This window comes from Lysinibacillus telephonicus (assembly GCF_039654155.1).
In the GTDB taxonomy this organism is placed as follows: Bacteria; Bacillota; Bacilli; order Bacillales_A; family Planococcaceae; genus Ureibacillus; species Ureibacillus telephonicus.
Window position 1 is genome coordinate 2,421,286 of the sequence record NZ_CP155468.1, and the last position, 20,542, is coordinate 2,441,827.

A 20,542-nucleotide genomic window follows, 5' to 3' on the forward strand; every position below is an offset into this window, starting at 1 on the left:
CGGAAAACTGTAAAGAAACTATTCAAATAAATGACTTGCAGTTTATAAATTTTAACTGCCTAGTAAACGACGTCTATTTATTTTTTATTAAAAAAACCTCTTCCAATCTGTTCAACGAACTTTGGTGCAATTGCATAAAGCTTGCTTGTAATTGCCATTACTCGGGGCAAATTTACCTCTCGAACAGGCCTATTCATCAACTTAATAACTTCATCTGCTACTTTTTCCGGTTTTAATAAGAATTTTTCAATAGAGTTTCTATAATTATCGGTTGAATCGGCTTTTTGTAAAAATGGTGTATCAATAGGACCCGGATATACTACTGACACCTTGATATTATAAGGTTTTAATTCCATACGTAAGCCATTGGCAAAACCAGTAATTGCATGTTTCGAGGCAGCATATACACTTGCTTTCTTCGTTGCAACTTTCCCCGCTTGAGATCCTATAAAAATAATATGGCCAAAATTTTGTTCGATCATATTTTTTGAGAGCCGGCTTGCTAAATAAATTGGTGCTTTTACATTTACATCAATCATTTCATCAATTTCGCCATCTGCTAAATCAAAAGCGTTTTGAAACACCCCTACCCCTGCATTTAAAATGGCGATATTAATAGAAGGAAGTTGATTACATAGTTTATCAATTTCCTCTACATTTGTTATATCGGCTTTAAAAACATGTACACCTAGGCTTGAAAGTTGAGCAAGTGCGGTCTCATTACGTCCAGTAGCATAGACTGCAAATCCTTGCTTTATACATTTTTCTGTAATTATCCGTCCTATACCACTCGTTGCTCCTGTTATAAAAATATTTTTTTTATTCATTGCTATGTATATTCTCCTTCACACTTCCAAAATATAAGTGGGTAATTTAAAAAAGAGTATAGATAAATTCTATACCCTAATCTTAATCGATACCTAGAAGTTTATACATTTCATCTTTTGATAAAAGGAAATCAGCCAATGTATATCGATCTAACACTTGTAAATATGCGGTCAAAGCCTCATTTAATGCAAATTTCAACTGACAAACAGGTGAAATTTTACACATATTGTTCGCTTCATCAAAACATTCAACTAGATGGAAATCTTCTTCTGTATGTCGAACAACCTGTCCAATATTAATATCTTCAGGATTCACATTTAGACGAATTCCACCTCCACGTCCTCGAATTGTTTCGATTAATCCTAGTTGACCTAAATCATATGTGACCTTCATTAAATGATTCTTCGATATATGATAATTATCTGCAATTTCTTGTATAGTCGATAAACGGTCTTTACCTTTAACACCAAGATACAATAATACACGCAATGAATAATCTGTATATAAAGTTAAACGCAATATCATACACCACACTTTCATAAATAATTATACCATTTTTTTTGCATGATTTTTACAATCTGATTCGAATTTTTCAAAATTCAAGTATTAAAAAAGAAGTATTTTAAATACTGCATTTGTGTCTGATTTGTTAAACATATATTTCAAATATTGCTTTTATTATTAACCGGGAGTATAGTGACTTTTGAAAGGACGTGAACAATATGTTATCACAAAAAACAATCGACATTATTAAATCAACAGTTCCTGTATTAGAGCAACATGGCGTTACAATTACAAAAACTTTTTACAAAAACATGTTTGAAAAACACCCAGAACTTCTAAATTATTTTAACCGCGCTAACCAAGCTCGTGGCCGTCAACAAACTGCTTTAGCTAATACTGTATATGCAGCAGCAGCACACATTGACAATCTACAAGCTATTGTGCCTGCAGTAATGCAAATTGCTCATAAACACCGTGGTCTTGGTATTTTACCTGAACATTACCCAATCGTTGGAGAAAATTTACTAGGTGCAATAAAAGAAGTATTAGGAGATGCTGCTACTGATGATATCATTAACGCATGGGCAGAAGCTTATGGTGTAATAGCAGATGTATTTATTTCAGTGGAAGAGGATCTATATAAAGAAGCTGAAAAAGACGGTGGCTGGAGATTATTTAAACCTTTCAAGGTAGCGAGAAAAGTTAAAGAAAACGACTTAGTTACTTCTTTCTACTTAGTACCTGAAGATGGATCGAAATTGCCAGAGTTCAATCCTGGTCAATATATTACAGTGCGTGTAACGGTAACTGGAGACGAATATACTTCTAACCGTCACTACACATTATCACAACCATCAAATAATAATGAATTCCGGATTTCAGTTAAACGTGAAATTGACTGTGACCCAAATGGTGTTGTATCAAACTACCTTCACACAGATGTAAATGAGGGTGATTTAATTGATGTAAGTGCACCTGCAGGTTTATTTACTCTTGAGGAAAACAGCAACCCTGTTCTATTTGTGAGCGGAGGGATTGGTGTAACACCTTTAAACACGATGCTTCAAACGATGGAGTTTGGCCGACAAGTTGCATTTGTTCAAGCTGCACGCAACGAGAAAGCGGTTGCATTTAAAGAACAGATTCAAAAGAAACTTGAACAATTAAATGGTTCATACTTTGTTAAATATTCCGATACTGAAGGATACATCACAAAAGAAGATTTAGCGCCTTATATAAAGGAAAACACAGAGGTTTATATCTGTGGTCCTGCACCATTTATGGAAACAGTTATCTCAATTGCAAGAGATTTAGGAGTACCAGGTGATAACATTCACTTCGAATTCTTCGGACCAGCAATGTCTTTAGAAGCATTAGCGAACGCAAACTAAACGAAAAGTGACACAAAAACCTTAATCATTTCTATCACTAAAAATTACCCCCAAGCAAAGGCTTACCTTTCCTTTGCTCGGGGAATTTGTTTATATACGTGAATAAATATTTATACCATCCACAATCTCATGGGTTACAAATCCATCTCTTTCTAAGCAGTCTAGCTGCCCTAATGTTTTTGATAGTGTTAAACCTAGCTGCTTTTGATATACTGAGGCATATAATTCCATTGTTACCTCAAGCACTGACTTTGGCTTGTTTAAAATTTCTAATACTTGCAGAGCTCGAAGCCTATCCTTTTCTAGACGAATTGTTATTAATCGATCAATGTCTTCAATTTCATTTCCATGACCAGTATATATTTTAGAAACATGTAAATCATGTAAAATCTTTAAAGAATCCTGATATTGGATTAGTGATTTTGGACGAGTTTCAGATAAATCGACTGGAGGCTCTACTAGAGGGTTGGACGCCACATTCTCTAGTAATAAATCCCCACCGATTGCTTCATTTGTAGATTGATCTAAAAATATTAAATGGCTTTGTGCATGACCTGGAGTATAAACAGCTTTTAGTCCAGGATGTCCTGGCACTTCATCTCCATCATTAATAAATGCTGTTAATGGCGTCGTACCAAACAACTCCATTTCTCCACGTACTTGTACAATTTTTTCAATATACTTTTCTGGAACTGCTTGCAACTTCAGTTGCTTATGATAAAAATTATTTCGGTATGTAATAAACTCTTCAGTTTTACGCATCCAGTGATCAACATATTCATGTCCAAGAATATCAGCATTTGGGAATGCATCTACCCACCCTGCGTGGTCTGGATGATGATGTGTTAGAACAACCTGCTCGATATCTTTCATATTATAACCAGCTTCATTAATACCCCATTTTAATGCTTCGTAGGCTTCCTGTGTTTTAGGACCAGCATCGAAAAGAGTCAATGTATCGCCTTTTACTAAAAAAGCATTTACGTCCCCTATTGGATATGGTGTTGGTAAAACAATTTTATGTATATTCACTAAAAATCCCCCTCAAACTATGAAAAAAACTTATTCTCCGATAATGAATAGCTATTCACTCATTTTATCGCTTTTTTTGTAATTCGTCACGTAGCAAAGTTGACATATTTTAAAAGTGTGCATATAATTTTGATAATTCGAAATTGTAAATATGCGTTGATGAAGCCAAGTAAATGGATATATGGTTAAAGAGAGTGCTACACCTTGGTGCGAGTAGCATAGCCCAATTTATTCATTGAACCTACTTCGGAGCAGTCATGAAAACATGACCGTCATCTCAGCGATAATGAGAACTAGAGTTGTGCTAAATTAATGGCAAACTAAGGTGGTACCGCGGAAACGAACAAGCGCTTTTCGTCCTTATAAAGTAAGGATGGAAGGCGCTTTTTTATTCGTCCTTAGATAATGTTCAACTTATTACATAACATCATTTAAACGGAGGCGATTTTACATGCAGAAAATTTTATTTGTTGGTGCTGGTTCAATGGCAGAGGCTTTAATTCAAGGATGGATACAGCAGGAAGTAATACCAGCTGACCATTTATACGTAACAAATCGTTCTAATGCTGATAGACTTCAATTTCTAAAATCTCAATACAAAGTAAACATTTTAGAAATGATAGAAGACATTTTTAACATGGACTTAATTATACTTGCTATGAAGCCAAAGGATGTAAAAGAAGCAATGGAAACAATTCGGCCTTATATTTCTCCCGATGCAGCAATTTTATCTGTTGCTGCAGGAATTGCCATCGATACAATTGAAAATGGTTTGGGAAACAGGCCAATTGCACGTGTAATGCCAAATACTTCTGCAACTATCGGTATGTCAGCAAGCGGCATCGCATTTAATTCTCAAGTAACGGATATCGAAAAAACACTTTACTTGCAAATGCTAGAAGCAATTGGCATTGTTATAGAAGTAGAAGAAGATAAATTACATGCTGTCACTGCCCTTTCCGGCAGCGGTCCTGCTTATCTATATTATTTGCTGGAGGCTTGGGAATCAGTCGGGACTGAATTTGGCTTGACCAAGGAAACAGTTCGAAAACTGATGGTCCAAACAATTGCAGGTTCAGCTGCAATGCTTCAATCTGTAAAAGAGGAGCCTACTGCACTACGTAAAAAAGTAACGAGTCCAGGTGGAACTACTGAAGCTGGTATACTTGCACTAGAAAATAACCGCTTTAATGAAGCCGTTTTTGCTTGTATTAAAAGTGCAGAAGCAAGATCCAGAGAACTAGCTAAAGGTGAATAACGATGCCGTGAATTTTGGCAAACAGTAATAATTTACTTCAAAATAAGAAATTCGAAGGAGTAGACTGTCATGGCAAAACTTTTTGAACCATACTCAATACGTAATGTAGAACTAAAAAATCGTATTGTTATGTCACCAATGTGTATGTACCAAGCTAAAAATGATGGATTCGTAACAGATTTCCATATAACACATTACACTTCAAGAGCTGTTGGTCAAGTAGGACTTATTATTTTGGAATCTACAGGAGTTATTCCAGAAGGACGTATTAGTGAAAACGATCTTGGAATTTGGAGCGACGAACACATTGAAGGCTTATCAAAGATAGTGAGCAATATAAAAGCTTATGGTGCAAAAGCAGGTATTCAAATTTCACATGCTGGAAGAAAATCAACAGTTAATGGCGACATTTATGCACCTTCAGCAATTGCATTTAATGATACGTATAAGACACCTATTGAAATGACAAAAGAGGATATTTCGAAAGTTGTGGAAGCATTTGCGAATGCTGCAGTTCGTGTATCAAAAGCTGGGTTTGATGTCATTGAAATTCACGCTGCTCACGGTTACCTAATTAACGAATTCTTATCACCTCTTACAAACAAGCGGACAGATGAATATGGTGGTGCACCTGAAAACCGCTACCGTTTTCTTCGGGAAATTCTTGATGCTATTCGTGCTAAATGGCAAGGTCCATTATTTGTCCGAATTACAGCAAATGAATATGCTGAAGGTGGTTTAACCCCTGAAGATTTTATTCAATTTGCTCGTTGGATGAAATCGCAGGAGGTTGATTTAATCGACGTTAGTTCAGGCGGGAATGTCCCTGTGCCAGTCGAGTCTTTCCCTCTTTATCAAGTACCATTTTCAGAAACAATTAAACACGGTGCAGAGGTAGCAACAGGTGCTGTTGGCCTCATTACTTCTGGTGAAGAAGCAGAGCAAATATTACAACAAAATAAAGCGGATTTAATCTTTATCGCTCGTGAATTACTACGAGACCCTTATTTCCCATATCGAGCAGCCCAGCAATTAGATGCAGCAATTGAAGCTCCAAACGATTCCTACAAACGCGGATGGTAAGAATTTGTTGAAATATTCTTTTTAAAACAAAATATTTCCTAGTAAATGTCATTTTTTACTATTTTACGTTGTCGAAAAGAGTAATTTTTCCTATTTTATGTTTCTTTTTCTTACACTTTTCTCTTTTTTTCGCGTTAAAACGCGTGTGCATTGTAGAGATATGCACACGCGTTTTTATATTTGAATTAGTATAAAGTTTTGGGAAGCCTCTAGTTTAAGCCATTCAGTGCATCAATTCGTTTTACATCCCATGTTTTAGGCAGAAATATTTTTATAAAACTCCTGCTCGTATTCTTTTAACAATGGAATAGGTTGTATAAAAAGCCATTGGACCAAGAACTGCAGCAATTATTAGCCAAAGATTTAAGGCATTTGCTGCTTTTAAACCTTCATAATTCGTAGCAATAAAAATGATTATCCCAATGAGCAATATATAGCTTAACACATTTGGAAAAATAACAAGCAAACGCAAAACAGCAGGACTTATTCTCGTTTGATTCATTGTAGTCCCCTCCCCCAATTGATCATACAACAAAACTACACAATAATTCTATATTTTTCTTCATATTTCTGCTTTAAGTGGAATATTTTCAATTTTAGTTAGAATAATATAACTTATATATAAAGTATTTAGGAGTACTATTAGGAACATATGGTTTTCAACGTCTTAGATATTTTCAATAAAAATACCAAATTTCATGCTAATGTAAGTAAGAAATTTGGCTTTAATCATTATATATTACTATTGAATTTTACTTAAAATGATTTATAGATCACTTTTCCAGTAAAACTTAGATCATATCCATTTAATTGTTCTAGTTCAGAACGAAACTCATTAGAATTTATAGATTCTATAATTACTTTGTGCAATTCTTGGTTTTCCTTTGTCTTTAAAATAACTAAATCATATTGCTCCTTGATCATTGGTATAAAATCGACATTAACCATTTTAGCGACATTTTCAATCCCTACACCTGCATCAGCTTGTCCACTCGCCACAGCTGAATGTATTTCGCAAGTAAAAATTGAGCCATTTATTAATTAAAAACTGAGCCACTTAAACCTGACTATTTTCCAACCATTCCTTTGTGTCTAATATTCGATAAGATGGTCCTACCATGTCTACCATATATGCTCGATGTGTTAGTCGGTCCGTTAAAGCTGCTGTTAAAACTGGATCATGAAATATTTCTTCCCATCGATCAAATGATAAATTACTCGTAACGATGGTGGATGCTCGTCCTGCCCGAAGGGAAAGATGAGTAAATAATAACTCGGCTCCTTCTTTATCAAAGGAGATATAACCTAATTCATCAATGATTACTAAATCATATTTTTCAAACTTCAGTTCAAATGAACGTAACGTTCTTTCAGAACGGCTCTCTTTTAATTGGTTTACTAGAGATGATACCGTTGTAAAAAATACTTTATATCCTGCCAAACAAGCTTCAATTCCTAAACCTATTGCTATATGGGTTTTACCTGTTCCAGGTGAGCCAATTAATAAGACGTTTTGTTTTTCTTGAATAAAGTCCAATTTCCTTAAATGTGGGAGGCGAGAGGCCGCATTTTGCGGTAATCTCTCAAACTCTAATTCAGTTAATAGTTTCTTTTCAGGGAAATTTGCAGATCGAATGCGATTCGCTTTTGCTCGCACTTCTCGATCTTCCATTTCTTGCACTAGTGCGTGATATAAGAAATCTTCTGCTGTCTGATATTGTTTCCACATATCATCTTCTTGAATAAATCCCCGAATGCTTGGTAATCGAAGTTCCTTGCACATCTCAATCATTTCTTGTCTTTTATCCATTAGTGAAGCACCCCTGTCTTTTTCGTTTCAAATAACGCCGTTATGGCTGAAAGATTTTCGAGAGATTGGGTGGTGACCTCATTTTTGGAATGTACAGTTTTATGGATGTATTCGCCTTGACTAGCTATGAAAATAATTTTTTCTGTTGTTATTTGAACCATAGGGTTCTTTTCGAGTTGTTCAATCGCTGCTAAGACTTTTTCTAGATTGTTATGTTCTTTTAGATAAATAAGTAACTCTAGAAAATCTCGCTCATTTCCAATATAATAATCTTTGTATAATTTTTTTATTTTTGTTGGTGCTTGACTCAAACATTCACTTTGAGCCAATGCACCTTTTTTCTTTTCAAATGTACGTAAGTAATGATAAATATCCATAATCCATTGATGGATCTGCCAACTTCGCTTATGTGTCGCGATACAGGCATTTTCACTAAAAATAAGAATTTTTTCCGCACTCGCTTTTACTTTCACCCATTCTCCAACATGTCCTTCTGGAACAGAATAACGATTTTGTCTATAAGTAATCGTGCTATATTTGTCCACTCTAAATTCATACAACTCAGAGGCATCAAATGGAATAATTTCTGCGCTTACTTGCCTAGCTATACGCTCTTCTAGCATTAATTCATGGTGCGTTTGGTTTTTCTTATAATGCTTACGAGAGTTTAATTTCATGATAATTTCTGTTAGATAAGCCTGAGCTTCTTCTAGACTTGTAAACGTATCTCGATGGGCAAATGCTTTCCGGCGGATGTATTCTACACTTCGCTCTACATGCCCCTTCTGATTTCCTTTTCTCGGTTCACATAGTCGTATTTTAAAATGATAATGCATCGATAGATTTTTCATACCATCGGTAATCTCACGTTCAGTCCCAATAAAGTTCTTTACAACTGTCCGCATATTATCGTAGGTAAAAACTTCTGGTACAAAGCCTAAATAGTCAATACATTTTACATGAGCATCTTGTACGCACACCATTGTTTCGGATTCATATAAATATGCAATTCTTTCATTACTATATGGTAGGGTAAAGACCGCCATTGAAAGAGAACGTAATGTTTGATCAATGATTAATTTTACTTCACCCCAGTCAAATTCAATCTCATGACCAGCAGTTGCCTTTTGACGAATAAACACTTCTTTTTGACGTTTCTCCTCACTATTTACAAAATTTCTAACAGTGGTATAACTAATTTCAAAACCTTCATCTAATAACTTTTCATGAATATCAATCATTTTTAGTTGTTGCTTGTGCATCTGATGTTGCCGTTTATACTCATTATCTTTTAACATTTTTCGGATACGTTTCATCACCGTAGGTGTTAATGCTCTTTTATTGCCTTTTCGTTTCTTATACGACGGAGGCGTTACATAGTTATCTGTAATAGGTAGTTCTCGAATATCTTGCTTTCTTTTTTCAAGATCCTCTTCAATATATTTTTTTACAGTATTCCGAGAAATACCAAGCTCCTTCGCAATTTGACGCTGACTTTTATCATCTTGATGAAAGGCAATTAGCACTCTCTGTTTCTTTTCCAATGAAATCACCTCTATACGCTCCTAACTCTATGAAGTTAGGATTATTTTCATATAAAAGTGGCTCACTTTTCAACTGCGATGGTGGCTCAGTTTTAGCTTATCAAATACAGCTGAAGCTACGGAAAAGTGACTTGCTAATTCCTTGTTATACCCTTTTAGTGAATCTGCAGTGATGCCATTTATTCTAAGTTGCTCGTCTAGTAAAACCCTTGCTCCTGAACCTTTTTCACGATTAACAATTGTAACCTTAGATTGAGCTAAATCCTTCCACCCTTTTATGTTTAGAGGATTTCCTTCTTTTACATAAATCCCTGCTGTTCTACTAACTAAATTAATAAGTATAAAAGGATGGTTCACTAATACACGTTTAACATAGGGGAGATTATATTCACCTGTGTCGCCATCATACAAATGGACACTCACAACATCACATTCACCATTATACATCGAAATAAGACTGTTCAAGCTGCCATTGTATGATCTTAAAGGAATAAGAGATGTATGTTTTTCAATATATTTGCTTAAAATATCTAACACAATGTCCTGACCACTAATCACTACTTGGTTTTTATTATACTCCTTATATTCCCACGAGGAATCGCTTTCTTCTTGAACAATCCCAGTTCTATTTTTCAATTTATATCTTTCAAGCTCTTGTTGGTCCACCCTCATTTGCCTGCCCACTTTATAAGCGACTAGATCCTCTTTTTTGATTAAATCATAAACTGTTAATTTAGATATCTTTAGTAATTTAGAAACCTCTTCTATAGTATATGATGGGTTATTATTCATTCGATCTCTCCTAGTAGATTATTAATTGAATATTGAATATGGAAGATTGTTTTTTCATTAGATCCCTACCAATTATATTATAATAAGATATAAATAGTTATGAATGATACTATCCAGCAATATGTATATTTTAATTGTGCTTATTTATTTTTTTAAAATCAACACAATTATCAAAGCAAATTAAAGATAAAGATTTTTTGTTTTAGTTGGGCTTTAAGTCTGCTAAAATCTCCCCTTTTACATCTTGTAGCGGGCTTAGAAGATTCCGTACAATGCCTTATTCTAAATGGATGGAGAAAGTATGAACGATGTTGTTGTAGTTGTTGTTTTTTCCAAAACTCACCCTTTATTTTTTTCACTTATTTATTTTTATAGTTAATTATAATAAGATATAAATAGTTATAATTAATTATAAATAATATCCACTTAAGGATGATAGGGGCTAAAAAATGCAAAATCGCTTTAAATTCGTCAGCATTTTTTTATTTTTACTTTTGTTTACGGTAGCATGTTCTAATAACGAGAGTATAGATCAATCTTCAGACAATAAAACACAAACAGCGTCTGAAAGTAAGGAAAATGAGAAATTAACTATTTCAGCAGCAGCTAGTTTAAAAGATGCAATGGATGTTATTCAACATACATACGAAGAGGAACATCCTGAAATTACGTTGCAATTCAACTTTGGGGGTTCTGGTTCATTGCAGCAACAAATTTCTCAAGGAGCGCCGGTTGATCTATTTTTCTCAGCTGCAGAAGATAAGTTTGATTTACTCGTTGATGAGGGAACGATAGCAAAAGAAGATGGAATTGATCTTCTTGGAAATGAACTCGTACTAGTTGTTCCAAAAGAGAATCAGTCCATTAAAGGATTCGAAGATCTTGTTACAGAAACAGATAAAATTTCAATTGGAACCCCTGAAACAGTGCCTGCGGGAAAATACGCCAAGGAATTTCTCGAAAATAAGGATATATGGGAAGATATTGAGTCAAAAGTAGTGTATGCAAAGGATGTTCGGCAAGTATTATCCTATGTTGAAACCGGTAATGTTGAAGCTGGAATTGTGTACAAAACAGATGCATTGGTTTCAAATAAAGTAGAAATTGTTGCATCTGCAGACCCTGCAACCCATACACCTATTATTTATCCTGTCGGAATCATTCACGATTCTAAACATTATGAAGCAGCAAAGGAATTTTATGAGTATTTACAAAGCGACGAAGCGTTAAAGGTGTTTGAGGAATATGGATTTACTATTAAATAAAGATTTTATGCAAGAATTTTTGAGCCCAATTTGGTTGTCGATCAAGATAGCGACTATATCAGGTATTGTCGTTATCTTGCTTGGAACATTGATTGGCCGAATTTTTGCTAGAAAATCTTTTAGGGGAAAAGCCATTTTAGAAACAATTCTTATGCTTCCAATGGTTCTCCCTCCTACAGTTGTTGGATTTATCCTTATTGTCATCTTTGGAAGGAATAGTATAGCTGGACAGGCTATTGAATGGCTTTTTAATCAACCTATCATTTTCACTTGGTGGGCTGCTGTTATTGCATCAATTGTTGTAGCATTTCCGCTTATGTATCAGTCTGCAAAATCAGGCTTTCAAGGTATCGATCTTGAGATTGAAGAAGCAGCTAGGTTAGATGGAGCGAGTGAGTGGAAGGTTTTCTTGTTTATTTCGGTCCCTCTAGCTTCAAAGGCTCTTATTTCTGGAAGTATTTTAAGTTTTGCACGAGCATTAGGTGAATTTGGTGCCACCCTAATGTTTGCTGGCAACATTCCTGGAGAAACACAAACGATTCCTACAGCAATTTATATAGCTATTGATTCTGGTAATATGAATATGGCATGGATGTGGGTCATTTCAATCGTCATTATTTCTTTTTTAATGCTGCTGACAGTCCGAGTAAAACAAGAATAATGTAATCGGTGAGTTTATATTTCTTAAAAAGTATTACTGTTGTACTTCATTACTTATGCTTTCTTCCCATTTTAAACTCTCCTTTTAAAAAAACAAAAAGCCTGCCATAAAATAGAATGTATAATACAAGTTCTATTTTATGGCGGGCTCTAACTTCTTTATTAATCCATTTCACCACATATAAGTAAGAACGGAAGTTAAGCCAATTTGTTGTAATCCAACTACAAGCACCTTTATATTACTTTTATCGCTGGTTACTGTAATTCCTCATGTTCAAAATATGGAATATCACGATCAGTTCTACAGTTTTCGCATATATGAAGTATTCTTGTTTTATTCTGTTCATTCCCCTCAAGTTCCTCTGTTTCTTCATAACCACAAACTTCACATACCTTCATCATGCTCCTCCTCCCTAACATAATCTTTCCGACATATGCTAATTCATCACGTTAAATCCTATATCTTTAACAGCCTGAAGAAAGTCTACATGGGAGGCAGCCTTGTCATCATAAGTAAAGGTAGCTGTTTTGTTTGCCAAACTTACTTCTGCTTCGCGAACTCCCCATACCGATTCTAGTGCTTGAAGGACTTTATTAACATCTTCCTCATTTTCTAATCCTTCTATTTTAATGCTTCCTTTTTCCAATTTACCCGATCTCCTTTTTAATGTAGCTCTCGCTTATCCCTCTGAAATACTTCACCCATACCTTCTAATAAACCTAACATAGTAAAAAGTGATGTTCTTACTTCTTCGTTTCGAACACTATTTCCAAGTTGCCATAAGCTGACTTTTTCATTCTTATCGATTCTTTCCCCTAATTTTTCTAGACCTCGAGATACTCCATCCAACATGATTTGCAATTCATCAGGATTCAATTGACCAAGGAATTTAATAGTGTTCATGCCATTTTTTATCATATTATGCATGCCCGGCTGATTGATTTGCTGTATAGCAATTGCTCCTACATCAACGCGTTTTTCAAGCAACCCATTTAGAGCGTCTAAGACACCCATATCTTGGAGATGTTTTATAATCCCGATTGTTGATATAATCGCTTCTCGATTACTTGCTAGTGCAGCAATAATATCTGCAATTGCTTGTGATTGTTCCTGTTCCGGAGTAGGAATCTCTTTTCTAATTTGCTTGATTGCTTCCGCCATATTGGTCTCCTCCTATTTCGAACAATTCCGTGATTGGGGTAAAATCATCCCGTTTCCACTTCTCTTCCACTCGTACACTAATTTGCGGCATACGATTTCCAAATCGATGATTTACCTTTGGCAACGGCGGTTCTCCCTTTTGTTCCAATACTTCCATTTTGACACCCATTTCTTTATAGTTCGGTGTATGGGTAATTAAGTCATGATAACTACTCGTTAGACGGTTAACAGCTTCCACATCTTCCCGTGTATTCATCGTCAAGTACAATTCATTTCCTGTTACACGGTCCGTGACAATGGCTCTTACTTTAACTTGACCATAAGGGGATGTAAGTCGTACTAAAGAACCATCTTCAACGCCTCTTTCCTTTGCAAGTTCCGGTGAAATTTCAAGCCAAGGATGGGGAACTTTATGTGTAAGCCCTTCAGATCTGTACGTCATATTTCCTTCATGGAAATGTTCTAACAATCGACCGTTATTAAGGTGTAGATCATATTCATCTCCTGCTTCAAAAGGAGGCGTCCAGTCAACTGGTACAAGACGCGCTTTGCCATCTGGAAAAACGAATTTTTTTTCGTATAGAAGTGGTGAATCCGTACCATCTTTAGAAACTGGCCAAATTTGACTGTTGAAACCTTCCAGTCTTTCGTAACTTACACCAGCAAAATATTTCGCAAGGCTTGCTGCTTCATCCATGATTTCACTTGGATGTTGGTAGTTCCAATTCGCTCCAAGAATATTCGCAAGTTCTTGGAATATCATCCAATCTGGTTTGGAGTCTCCAATAGGCTCAAACACTTTATAAAACCTTTGAATTCGACGTTCTGTGTTTACAAAGGTACCATCCTTCTCAAGGCTCGGAGCTGCTGGTAAAACAACATCAGCAAATTGAGCAGTTTTACTAAAGAACACATCTTGGACAACAAAAAATTCTAATTTCTCAAGCATAGAATCCACAAAATTTACGTTTGAATCCACCAATGCCATCTCTTCACCGAATAAATATAAAGCCTTCAGTTTGCCTTCCTTAACCCCTTCCAGCATTTGATGATTATCCAAACCTGGGTCCTTCGGTAATGTAACTCCCCATGCTTCTTCATAACGTTTTCTAACCTTGTCATCTTGAATAGGTTCATATCCTGGCAACCATGCAGGCATTGTACCGAAATCACAAGCTCCTTGAACATTGTTATGTCCTCTTAGCGGGTAAGCTCCTGTTCCCGGCCGTCCAAAATTTCCAGTGATGAGCAGCAAGTTAGCGATTGCAGTACTCGTATCTGTTGCACCTTTATGTTGCGTAACACCCATCGCCCAAAGGATGCAGGCTGTTTTAGATTCATGGAGCATAGTAGCTACTTGAATCATGTCATCCTTTGATAGACCTGTTGCCTTTTCAGCATAGTCGAGTGTGTATTTATTTAAAGATAGAATATATTCATCCAAACCGTTTACCCGGTTTTTTAAGAACTCTTTATCTTCCCAGCCTTGATCTAAAATATATTTTGTTACAGCGGATATCCAAATAAGATCTGTACTAGGTTTCGGATGAATAAACAAGTTCGCACGCTCCGCTAATTCGTTTTCCCTTAAGTCTGCAACGATAAGTTTTTGTCCGTGAAGCTTATGAGCACGTTTAATACGCGTTGCAAGAACAGGATGGGATTCAGCTGGATTAGCGCCAATAACTATAATCAATTCTGATTTTTCAATGTCTCTTATTGTTCCAGAATCTCCTCCAATTCCAACTGTACGTAAAAGAGCTGCTGTAGCTGGGGATTGGCAATACCTTGAACAATTATCAACATTATTTGTTCCCATAATAGCGCGGGCAAATTTTTGGAATAGGAAATTTTCCTCGTTGGAACATTTAGATGATGCAATATATCCGATGGAATCAGGTCCATATTGTTCTTTAATGCCTGTTAATTTTGACGCAATTAATTTAAGGGCCTCGTCCCAGGTTGCTTCCACAAATTCATTTCCTTTACGAATTAAAGGTTTTGTTAAGCGTTCTTCACTATTAACATAATCCCAACCCCATTTTCCCTTTACACATGTAGAAATCCCATTTACTGGCGCATGTTCCTGGGGCTCAATTTTTAAAATTTTACGGTCTTTTGTCCAAACTTCAAAGCTGCATCCGACCCCACAATACGTACATACCGTTTTCGTGCGTTTAATTCTTGCCTTTCTCATCGCCGCTTCCATTTCGGAAATCGCAAAAATTTCTTTGTAGCCTGGTTCTACTTCTTTTGTTAAATCAATCATTGGTTCTAAAATTTTTGGTGGAATATTTGTTAAATAACCAGCTTCACCGAGCATCGATTTCTCCATCAATGCATTACATGGGCAAACCGTTACACAATGTCCGCAACTTACACAGGATGATTCATCAATAGGTACATCGTTGTCCCAAATGACACGTGGTTTCTCTCGGTTCCAGTCAATAGTTAATGTTTCGTTCACTTGTAAATCTTGACAAGCCTCCACGCATCTTCCACATAAAATACATTGATCTGGCTCATACCGGTAAAATGGATGTGAATGATCTGGTGGGTATGGCTTTGCTTCGAATTCATATTTTTGGTGTTCAATTTCCAAATATTCAGCTGTATTATGAACGACACAGTTCCCATTATTATTGTCACAGACTGTACAATACAGCTCATGATTCTTTAATATTCTAGACATTGCTTCATATTGAGCATCTTTTACAACTTTAGAACTTGTATCTACATTCATGCCAGGTTGTACTTTGGTTGCACATGCACGAACCATTTCTCCATCAACATTGACAAAACATGTATCACAAGTTTGAATGGTTCCAAGATTGGGATGAAAACAGATACTCGGTATATAGGATTCATTTGCCTGTGCCACTTCCAAAATCGTTTGTTCAGAATGGACAGTAAATTCTTGCCCATTAATTTGGATGGAAAATGAAGTTTCTTTCATATGATTACTCCTTATTTACAATATTTAAATAATTATGGATGCTCCTACAAAACAGTTTTCCTCCAAAGTATGTCCAATAAATAAAGGGATAATCATTTATATTTACCTACACTATTAAAAAACGGCAGCTAAACTCTTATCATTTTTATAAATCAATAGGCATAAGAAAAAGGATTAAAGGTTAATCTTATAAGGGATACTTTATTTAATTCATTTTTGAAATTCATTAAAAGGAAGGTTTGAAAAAATGGATAAGGAAGTATTATATGAACGTGTTCAAAATATGATTGTTTCTTCAACTAAAAAGCCGAAATATACTGCCCTCTCTACAGTAAAACTTGCAGATATATTTGGTGTAAAGTCTGAGGATGTTGAAAAAAGATTGGAGGAATTAATTAAAGAAGGGCGCTTAAATAAATCAACGCTGCCTGAGCCGCCAAATTATGAAATCTATCAATTACCCCAATAGCGAGGAGAATATATTTTAAACCATTATAATTTTTACTTGGTATAAAAGGGATTGCAAGTTCATCCTAAAGATGTATCACCAACAATCGTATATGAATGATAACAAAAAAAGTCGAATTCCTATACAAATAGGAATCGACTTTTTTAGATTGGCTCGGTATGTTTTTAAAGATGTGTCGGTTCAAAGTGAGCTGTACCAACTGATTCTTTTCACCCTCCACTAATAGGTGGGATAAAGGCTAGTGTATCTCCATCTTTTACAATGATGTCATCTGTTGCAAATTCCTCATTTACAGCTGCCATCATATTTTGCAAAGAAAGTTGTGGATATTGATTTTCCATCCACTGTTTAATTTGACCAACAGTATAATCTGACAGGTCAATATTCAACTCTGATTTACCAATTGCTTCTTGTAAGTGAGCAAATAATAATATATTAATCACGAGCGTTCTCCTTTCTTGGTAGGTAGATTTTCCGGATATGGAACATTTTCTAATTGATCGCCAATCCATTCTGTTCCATCTTCCCAATACTCCTTTTTCCAAATAGGAACGATTTGTTTAATGCGCTCAATCGCATACTCATTCGCCATATAGGCAATTTTACGATGTGGTGATGACACCGCAATAACTACGGCAATATCCGAAATTTCTAAATAACCAACGCGATGTGTTATCGCAACGATTGCTTCCGGCCACTTTTCTTGTATTTCTTTAGAGATTTGCTCAAACATTTTAATTGCCATTTCTGGATAGGCTTGATATTCCAAATGGAGTGTTTTCTTCCCCTTCGTCATTTCGCGTACTGTTCCGATGAAAATCGTAATAGCACCAGCGTTTCGGTCTACAACTTTTTGTCTAACTTCCTCAACGTCAATTGGTTTATCTACGATTTCAAAAAAAGATATACTCATATTTTCCCCCTCATTTCTGCCATTAAAAATTCCATATACTGTGCTTTATCATGAATTGAAAAAGTTGGGTAATCTAGTGACTTGTCTAGTGGATAGGTTGGCCAATAGATTACGCAGCTGATATTGGACACTTTTTGAAGTAAAACTTGATCTTCTATTGTTCGCAAAAGGACAACCTTTGGATAGTGTTCGTTCTTATATCCTTCAATCAATATGATGTCCATTTTAAAAGAAGCATAAATTGCTAGTATTTCGTCAAGTTGCCAGTTGCTACGATGAATACTCATACGCAAAGTACCATCTCCTTCAACTGCTGCTATCCTTGCCCCAGCCTTCTCATGACGAACGCTATCTTTTGAATCGTTCATAGGAATACCACCATGTCCATGATGCTTTATTGTTCCTACTTTTAGACCTTCAGCAGTAGCTTGTCTAATAAGTTGTTCCATTAGCGTCGTTTTTCCACTATTTTGATAACCTACTACTTGTATGATTTTATGATGTTGTTCCAAGGCCACTCACTTCCTTGCAAATCTTCCAACAATAACACATCTATTTGCATTCCTTTTTCGTATCCCCGGGATCCTCCAGGCAGTACAATAAAGGCATTCGCTTCCACTAAGGAAGAAACCGCGCTCGATTTATCAAAACCAGAAGGAACTGCAACTAATTGTCCATTATCGTATGAAACTGTTGCACGGACAAAACGAGTAAATGGATTCGCTTTTGTAAAATCGGCACCTAAAACAGCCGACGCTCTCCGTAAATGTGGCTGCTTATTACTAAATGCTGTGCGAATTATTGGACGAACAAATAATTCAAAACCAACATAGCAAGCGGAAGGATTACCTGAAAGTCCAAATAAAACTTTCCCGTCTCTAGCCGCCACAGTTGTTACACTCCCTGGCCGCATTGCTACTTTATTAAACAATACTTTCGCATCAATTGCTTCATAAATTGCTGGCAAGTAATCATAGTCACCTACAGAAACGCCTCCTGTAGTAATTAATAGATCTACTTCCTGTAAGGCGTTTTTAACAACATCAATACATACATTCAAATCATCGCCAAATTTCCCAAAGTATTTGGCGCTTGCTCCAGCACGTTCAATTTGAGCCATAATCATATACGCATTACTATTTCGAATTTTGCCTGGTTGTAGAGACTCCGCTGGTTCGAGCAACTCACTCCCGGTTGCAATGACACCTACAATCGGTTTTCGAAAAACAGGAACTTGATCGTAACCGAAAGTAGCAAGTAAAGCTATAGCACCTGGATTAATATATTGTCCTTTTTCTAAAAGGATGGCCCCTTTTTGAACGTCCTCTCCCTTGTAGGAAATATTTGTTCCTGCTTCAAAAGTCCGTTTAATGGACATATACATCTCGTTATTTTCTTCAAAGGTATGTGCTAATTCTAGCATGACAACTGCGTCACACCCTTTTGGGATAGGGGCACCCGTCATTATGCGAACTGCTTCTAGGTAACCAACTGTTTCTTCAAAAACAAAGCCTGCACCAATTTCTCCAACAACTTTAAAGGTTACTGGATGATCTGAACTTGCTTCTAGACTATCGATTGAACGAATAGCAAATCCATCATAAGGTGAACGATCAAAAGCTGGAACATCAGCATCTGCAGCGACATCTTCTGCAAGAAAACGCCCATGGGCTTGTAGTAATGGGACAATTTCTTTTTTTTCTTGAAATGCAAATTCCATCACACGTTGAACAGCTTCCCCTACTGCGATTGGTTTTCTTTTTTCTAACATCAGGTACACTCCTTTATCCTAATAAACGATAATAAATGCTTTTAGCTTTTTGTATATCCTGTATACCATGAATGACCACTCGTCCATCTTGGAAAACGACCACCCGATAATCTGGTGTTTGACAAGAGAGTAAATAAGGATTTATTTGTATTTCACCATAAGGGCGAAGTTGAACAGCGAGCTGCTCTAAATTATAGTGAGTAGGTTTAGGTGGACGAATTTGTACGGCATCTCTACCACATAAAGTTTCTAGTTTTGTTCGATTTTCATAGGATAAGTACGGAAATGTGGGGTTATGACCACAAGAGGGACAATCATCATTGCGCATTTTTTCCACATTTATTTCATAATGTTGATTTTTCCAAACGTCAAAAGTTAAGTAGGATTTTCGTCTTGCATCTTCATCACCTACTAAAAGTTTTAATGCTTCTGCTACTTGATACGCTGCTACGATTTGAACAGTTGGACTTATAATCCCTACCGTATCACATGTCATCCCTGTGTTGGGCATCACTTTTAGCAAACAATGTAAGCAAGGTGTTTTGCCTGGCACTATCGTATAAGTCGCACCATAACTGCTAACACAAGACCCATAAACCCATGGAATTTGATATTTTTGGGCAAGATCATTCATCATAAAGCGAACATCAAAATTATCCGTTGCGTCTATCATAATATCTACATCTTCAAGCAGTTCTTGTAATTGCTCCGTACTTGCATCAACAATCAATGCGTTAATGTTCACAGTTGAGTTAATACTTTGAAGCCTTTTTTTTGCAGCGATGGCTTTTGGAACTTTTTCTTTGGCATCTTGTTCGGTATACAGTTGCTGTCTTTGTAAATTACTCCACTCTACATAATCACGATCAATAATCGTCAACTTTCCAACGCCTGCTCTAACTAAAGCTTCTGCACTGGCACTGCCCAATGCACCGACACCTATGATTAAAACATGCTTTTCTTTTAGTAATTGCTGTCCTTTTTCACCGATTGGACTGAATAATTGTTGTCTAGAATATCTATTATCCATAAAGTATTTTGCCTTTCTTTCTATGAATTTTCGTTTGACCTTTTCATTTATAGCATTATAATAAAAGCATTGTT

General features: G+C 36.0%; 23 protein-coding genes and 1 other annotated feature. Of the genes, 6 read left to right on the forward strand and 17 right to left on the reverse strand.

Translation table 11 applies throughout. The features are described 5' to 3' along the window. Positions 1-77 precede the first annotated feature (77 nt). The gene (locus MKY04_RS11490) at positions 78-827 is read right to left on the reverse strand and encodes an SDR family NAD(P)-dependent oxidoreductase (RefSeq protein ID WP_126294009.1); all 750 of its coding nucleotides are present in this window, start codon (positions 825-827) and stop codon (positions 78-80) included. Between the two features lie 82 nt (positions 828-909). Next, a complete protein-coding gene (locus tag MKY04_RS11495) occupies positions 910-1,347 on the reverse strand; it encodes an RrF2 family transcriptional regulator (protein WP_126294074.1) in 438 nt (145 codons plus the stop codon). Between the two features lie 203 nt (positions 1,348-1,550). Here MKY04_RS11495 and hmpA point away from each other — a divergent pair, with 203 nt between their 5' ends. Beyond that, entirely contained in the window at positions 1,551-2,723 is a 1,173-nt protein-coding gene (hmpA, locus tag MKY04_RS11500) for an NO-inducible flavohemoprotein (RefSeq protein WP_126294010.1), read from the forward strand. A 90-nt stretch (positions 2,724-2,813) separates the two neighbouring features. On the opposite strand, the gene MKY04_RS11505 is transcribed toward hmpA, so the two are convergent. Then, complete coding sequence (locus MKY04_RS11505) at positions 2,814-3,755, reverse strand: MBL fold metallo-hydrolase (RefSeq protein ID WP_126294011.1); 942 nt, start codon at positions 3,753-3,755, stop codon at positions 2,814-2,816. A 147-nt stretch (positions 3,756-3,902) separates the two neighbouring features. After that, positions 3,903-4,120 (forward strand) — a binding site (T-box leader). Positions 4,121-4,206: 86 nt separating this feature from the next. On the opposite strand from MKY04_RS11505, the gene proC reads away from it, so the two are divergent. Further along, positions 4,207-5,013, forward strand: coding sequence for a pyrroline-5-carboxylate reductase (gene proC / locus MKY04_RS11510; protein WP_126294012.1), 807 nt, complete (start codon positions 4,207-4,209; stop codon positions 5,011-5,013). 69 nt (positions 5,014-5,082) lie between these two features. Then, complete coding sequence (gene namA / locus MKY04_RS11515) at positions 5,083-6,096, forward strand: NADPH dehydrogenase NamA (RefSeq protein ID WP_126294013.1); 1,014 nt, start codon at positions 5,083-5,085, stop codon at positions 6,094-6,096. A gap of 271 nt (positions 6,097-6,367) precedes the next feature. Here the strand turns inward: namA and MKY04_RS11520 are convergent, their stop codons facing one another. The 5 genes from MKY04_RS11520 to MKY04_RS11540 all read right to left on the reverse strand — a co-directional run bounded on the left by MKY04_RS11520 (position 6,368) and on the right by MKY04_RS11540 (position 10,242). Beyond that, a complete protein-coding gene (locus tag MKY04_RS11520; RefSeq protein ID WP_126294014.1) occupies positions 6,368-6,598 on the reverse strand; it encodes an acyl-phosphate glycerol 3-phosphate acyltransferase in 231 nt (76 codons plus the stop codon). A gap of 254 nt (positions 6,599-6,852) precedes the next feature. Next, the gene (locus MKY04_RS11525) at positions 6,853-7,095 is read right to left on the reverse strand and encodes a substrate-binding domain-containing protein (protein WP_346234413.1); all 243 of its coding nucleotides are present in this window, start codon (positions 7,093-7,095) and stop codon (positions 6,853-6,855) included. A 58-nt stretch (positions 7,096-7,153) separates the two neighbouring features. Beyond that, positions 7,154-7,906: an IS21-like element helper ATPase IstB gene (istB, locus tag MKY04_RS11530; protein ID WP_126296391.1), complete on the reverse strand. Its 753-nt coding sequence runs from the start codon at positions 7,904-7,906 to the stop codon at positions 7,154-7,156. Then, positions 7,906-9,450: an IS21 family transposase gene (gene istA / locus MKY04_RS11535; RefSeq protein ID WP_221766347.1), complete on the reverse strand. Its 1,545-nt coding sequence runs from the start codon at positions 9,448-9,450 to the stop codon at positions 7,906-7,908. Before istA ends, istB begins: the two co-directional genes overlap by 1 nt. A 69-nt stretch (positions 9,451-9,519) precedes the next feature. Beyond that, a complete protein-coding gene (locus tag MKY04_RS11540; protein WP_346234414.1) occupies positions 9,520-10,242 on the reverse strand; it encodes a helix-turn-helix transcriptional regulator in 723 nt (240 codons plus the stop codon). A 449-nt stretch (positions 10,243-10,691) separates the two neighbouring features. On the opposite strand from MKY04_RS11540, the gene modA reads away from it, so the two are divergent. Both modA and modB read left to right on the forward strand, forming a co-directional pair. Beyond that, entirely contained in the window at positions 10,692-11,507 is an 816-nt protein-coding gene (gene modA / locus MKY04_RS11545) for a molybdate ABC transporter substrate-binding protein (RefSeq protein ID WP_126294016.1), read from the forward strand. Beyond that, entirely contained in the window at positions 11,488-12,168 is a 681-nt protein-coding gene (gene modB / locus MKY04_RS11550) for a molybdate ABC transporter permease subunit (protein WP_126294017.1), read from the forward strand. The genes modA and modB overlap by 20 nt, the downstream gene beginning before the upstream one ends. Positions 12,169-12,422: 254 nt before the next feature. On the opposite strand, the gene MKY04_RS11555 is transcribed toward modB, so the two are convergent. The 4 genes from MKY04_RS11555 to fdhF are packed head-to-tail and all read right to left on the reverse strand — an operon-like array spanning position 12,423 to position 16,285. Further along, positions 12,423-12,569, reverse strand: coding sequence for a hypothetical protein (locus MKY04_RS11555; RefSeq protein WP_346234415.1), 147 nt, complete (start codon positions 12,567-12,569; stop codon positions 12,423-12,425). Between the two features lie 35 nt (positions 12,570-12,604). Beyond that, positions 12,605-12,814 (reverse strand): heavy-metal-associated domain-containing protein, encoded by a 210-nt coding sequence (locus MKY04_RS11560; RefSeq protein ID WP_126294018.1) that lies wholly within the window; start codon positions 12,812-12,814, stop codon positions 12,605-12,607. Between the two features lie 17 nt (positions 12,815-12,831). Continuing rightward, positions 12,832-13,329 carry a DUF1641 domain-containing protein gene (locus MKY04_RS11565; protein ID WP_126294019.1) on the reverse strand — a complete coding sequence of 166 codons (498 nt, stop codon included), beginning with the start codon at positions 13,327-13,329 and terminating at the stop codon, positions 12,832-12,834. Then, a complete protein-coding gene (gene fdhF, locus MKY04_RS11570; protein WP_346234416.1) occupies positions 13,304-16,285 on the reverse strand; it encodes a formate dehydrogenase subunit alpha in 2,982 nt (993 codons plus the stop codon). Before fdhF ends, MKY04_RS11565 begins: the two co-directional genes overlap by 26 nt. A gap of 247 nt (positions 16,286-16,532) precedes the next feature. On the opposite strand from fdhF, the gene MKY04_RS11575 reads away from it, so the two are divergent. After that, complete coding sequence (locus MKY04_RS11575; RefSeq protein ID WP_126294021.1) at positions 16,533-16,754, forward strand: PCI domain-containing protein; 222 nt, start codon at positions 16,533-16,535, stop codon at positions 16,752-16,754. Between the two features lie 209 nt (positions 16,755-16,963). On the opposite strand, the gene moaD is transcribed toward MKY04_RS11575, so the two are convergent. The 5 genes from moaD to MKY04_RS11600 are packed head-to-tail and all read right to left on the reverse strand — an operon-like array spanning position 16,964 to position 20,468. Next, on the reverse strand, positions 16,964-17,197 hold the full coding sequence (gene moaD / locus MKY04_RS11580; RefSeq protein WP_126294022.1) for a molybdopterin converting factor subunit 1: 234 nt from the start codon (positions 17,195-17,197) through the stop codon (positions 16,964-16,966). Continuing rightward, complete coding sequence (locus MKY04_RS11585) at positions 17,194-17,667, reverse strand: molybdenum cofactor biosynthesis protein MoaE (RefSeq protein WP_126294023.1); 474 nt, start codon at positions 17,665-17,667, stop codon at positions 17,194-17,196. Before MKY04_RS11585 ends, moaD begins: the two co-directional genes overlap by 4 nt. Next, on the reverse strand, positions 17,664-18,185 hold the full coding sequence (gene mobB, locus MKY04_RS11590; RefSeq protein ID WP_346234417.1) for a molybdopterin-guanine dinucleotide biosynthesis protein B: 522 nt from the start codon (positions 18,183-18,185) through the stop codon (positions 17,664-17,666). The genes MKY04_RS11585 and mobB overlap by 4 nt, the downstream gene beginning before the upstream one ends. Then, a complete protein-coding gene (locus tag MKY04_RS11595; RefSeq protein WP_346234418.1) occupies positions 18,149-19,438 on the reverse strand; it encodes a molybdenum cofactor synthesis domain-containing protein in 1,290 nt (429 codons plus the stop codon). The genes mobB and MKY04_RS11595 overlap by 37 nt, the downstream gene beginning before the upstream one ends. Positions 19,439-19,451: 13 nt before the next feature. After that, complete coding sequence (locus tag MKY04_RS11600) at positions 19,452-20,468, reverse strand: thiazole biosynthesis adenylyltransferase ThiF (RefSeq protein ID WP_126294026.1); 1,017 nt, start codon at positions 20,466-20,468, stop codon at positions 19,452-19,454. Positions 20,469-20,542: the final 74 nt, after the last annotated feature.

What these genes read in the sequence shown, in the direction of transcription:
- MKY04_RS11490 (WP_126294009.1), bottom strand. Translation starts at nt 827, where the DNA reads ATGAATAAAAAAAATATTTTTATAACAGGAGCAACGAGTGGTATAGGA.
- hmpA (WP_126294010.1), top strand. Translation starts at nt 1,551, where the DNA reads ATGTTATCACAAAAAACAATCGACATTATTAAATCAACAGTTCCTGTA.
- proC (WP_126294012.1), top strand. Translation starts at nt 4,207, where the DNA reads ATGCAGAAAATTTTATTTGTTGGTGCTGGTTCAATGGCAGAGGCTTTA.
- namA (WP_126294013.1), top strand. Translation starts at nt 5,083, where the DNA reads ATGGCAAAACTTTTTGAACCATACTCAATACGTAATGTAGAACTAAAA.
- MKY04_RS11520 (WP_126294014.1), bottom strand. Translation starts at nt 6,598, where the DNA reads ATGAATCAAACGAGAATAAGTCCTGCTGTTTTGCGTTTGCTTGTTATT.
- istB (WP_126296391.1), bottom strand. Translation starts at nt 7,906, where the DNA reads ATGGATAAAAGACAAGAAATGATTGAGATGTGCAAGGAACTTCGATTA.
- MKY04_RS11540 (WP_346234414.1), bottom strand. Translation starts at nt 10,242, where the DNA reads ATGAATAATAACCCATCATATACTATAGAAGAGGTTTCTAAATTACTA.
- modA (WP_126294016.1), top strand. Translation starts at nt 10,692, where the DNA reads ATGCAAAATCGCTTTAAATTCGTCAGCATTTTTTTATTTTTACTTTTG.
- modB (WP_126294017.1), top strand. Translation starts at nt 11,488, where the DNA reads ATGGATTTACTATTAAATAAAGATTTTATGCAAGAATTTTTGAGCCCA.
- MKY04_RS11555 (WP_346234415.1), bottom strand. Translation starts at nt 12,569, where the DNA reads ATGATGAAGGTATGTGAAGTTTGTGGTTATGAAGAAACAGAGGAACTT.
- MKY04_RS11565 (WP_126294019.1), bottom strand. Translation starts at nt 13,329, where the DNA reads ATGGCGGAAGCAATCAAGCAAATTAGAAAAGAGATTCCTACTCCGGAA.
- fdhF (WP_346234416.1), bottom strand. Translation starts at nt 16,285, where the DNA reads ATGAAAGAAACTTCATTTTCCATCCAAATTAATGGGCAAGAATTTACT.
- MKY04_RS11575 (WP_126294021.1), top strand. Translation starts at nt 16,533, where the DNA reads ATGGATAAGGAAGTATTATATGAACGTGTTCAAAATATGATTGTTTCT.
- MKY04_RS11585 (WP_126294023.1), bottom strand. Translation starts at nt 17,667, where the DNA reads ATGAGTATATCTTTTTTTGAAATCGTAGATAAACCAATTGACGTTGAG.
- MKY04_RS11595 (WP_346234418.1), bottom strand. Translation starts at nt 19,438, where the DNA reads ATGTTAGAAAAAAGAAAACCAATCGCAGTAGGGGAAGCTGTTCAACGT.
- MKY04_RS11600 (WP_126294026.1), bottom strand. Translation starts at nt 20,468, where the DNA reads ATGGATAATAGATATTCTAGACAACAATTATTCAGTCCAATCGGTGAA.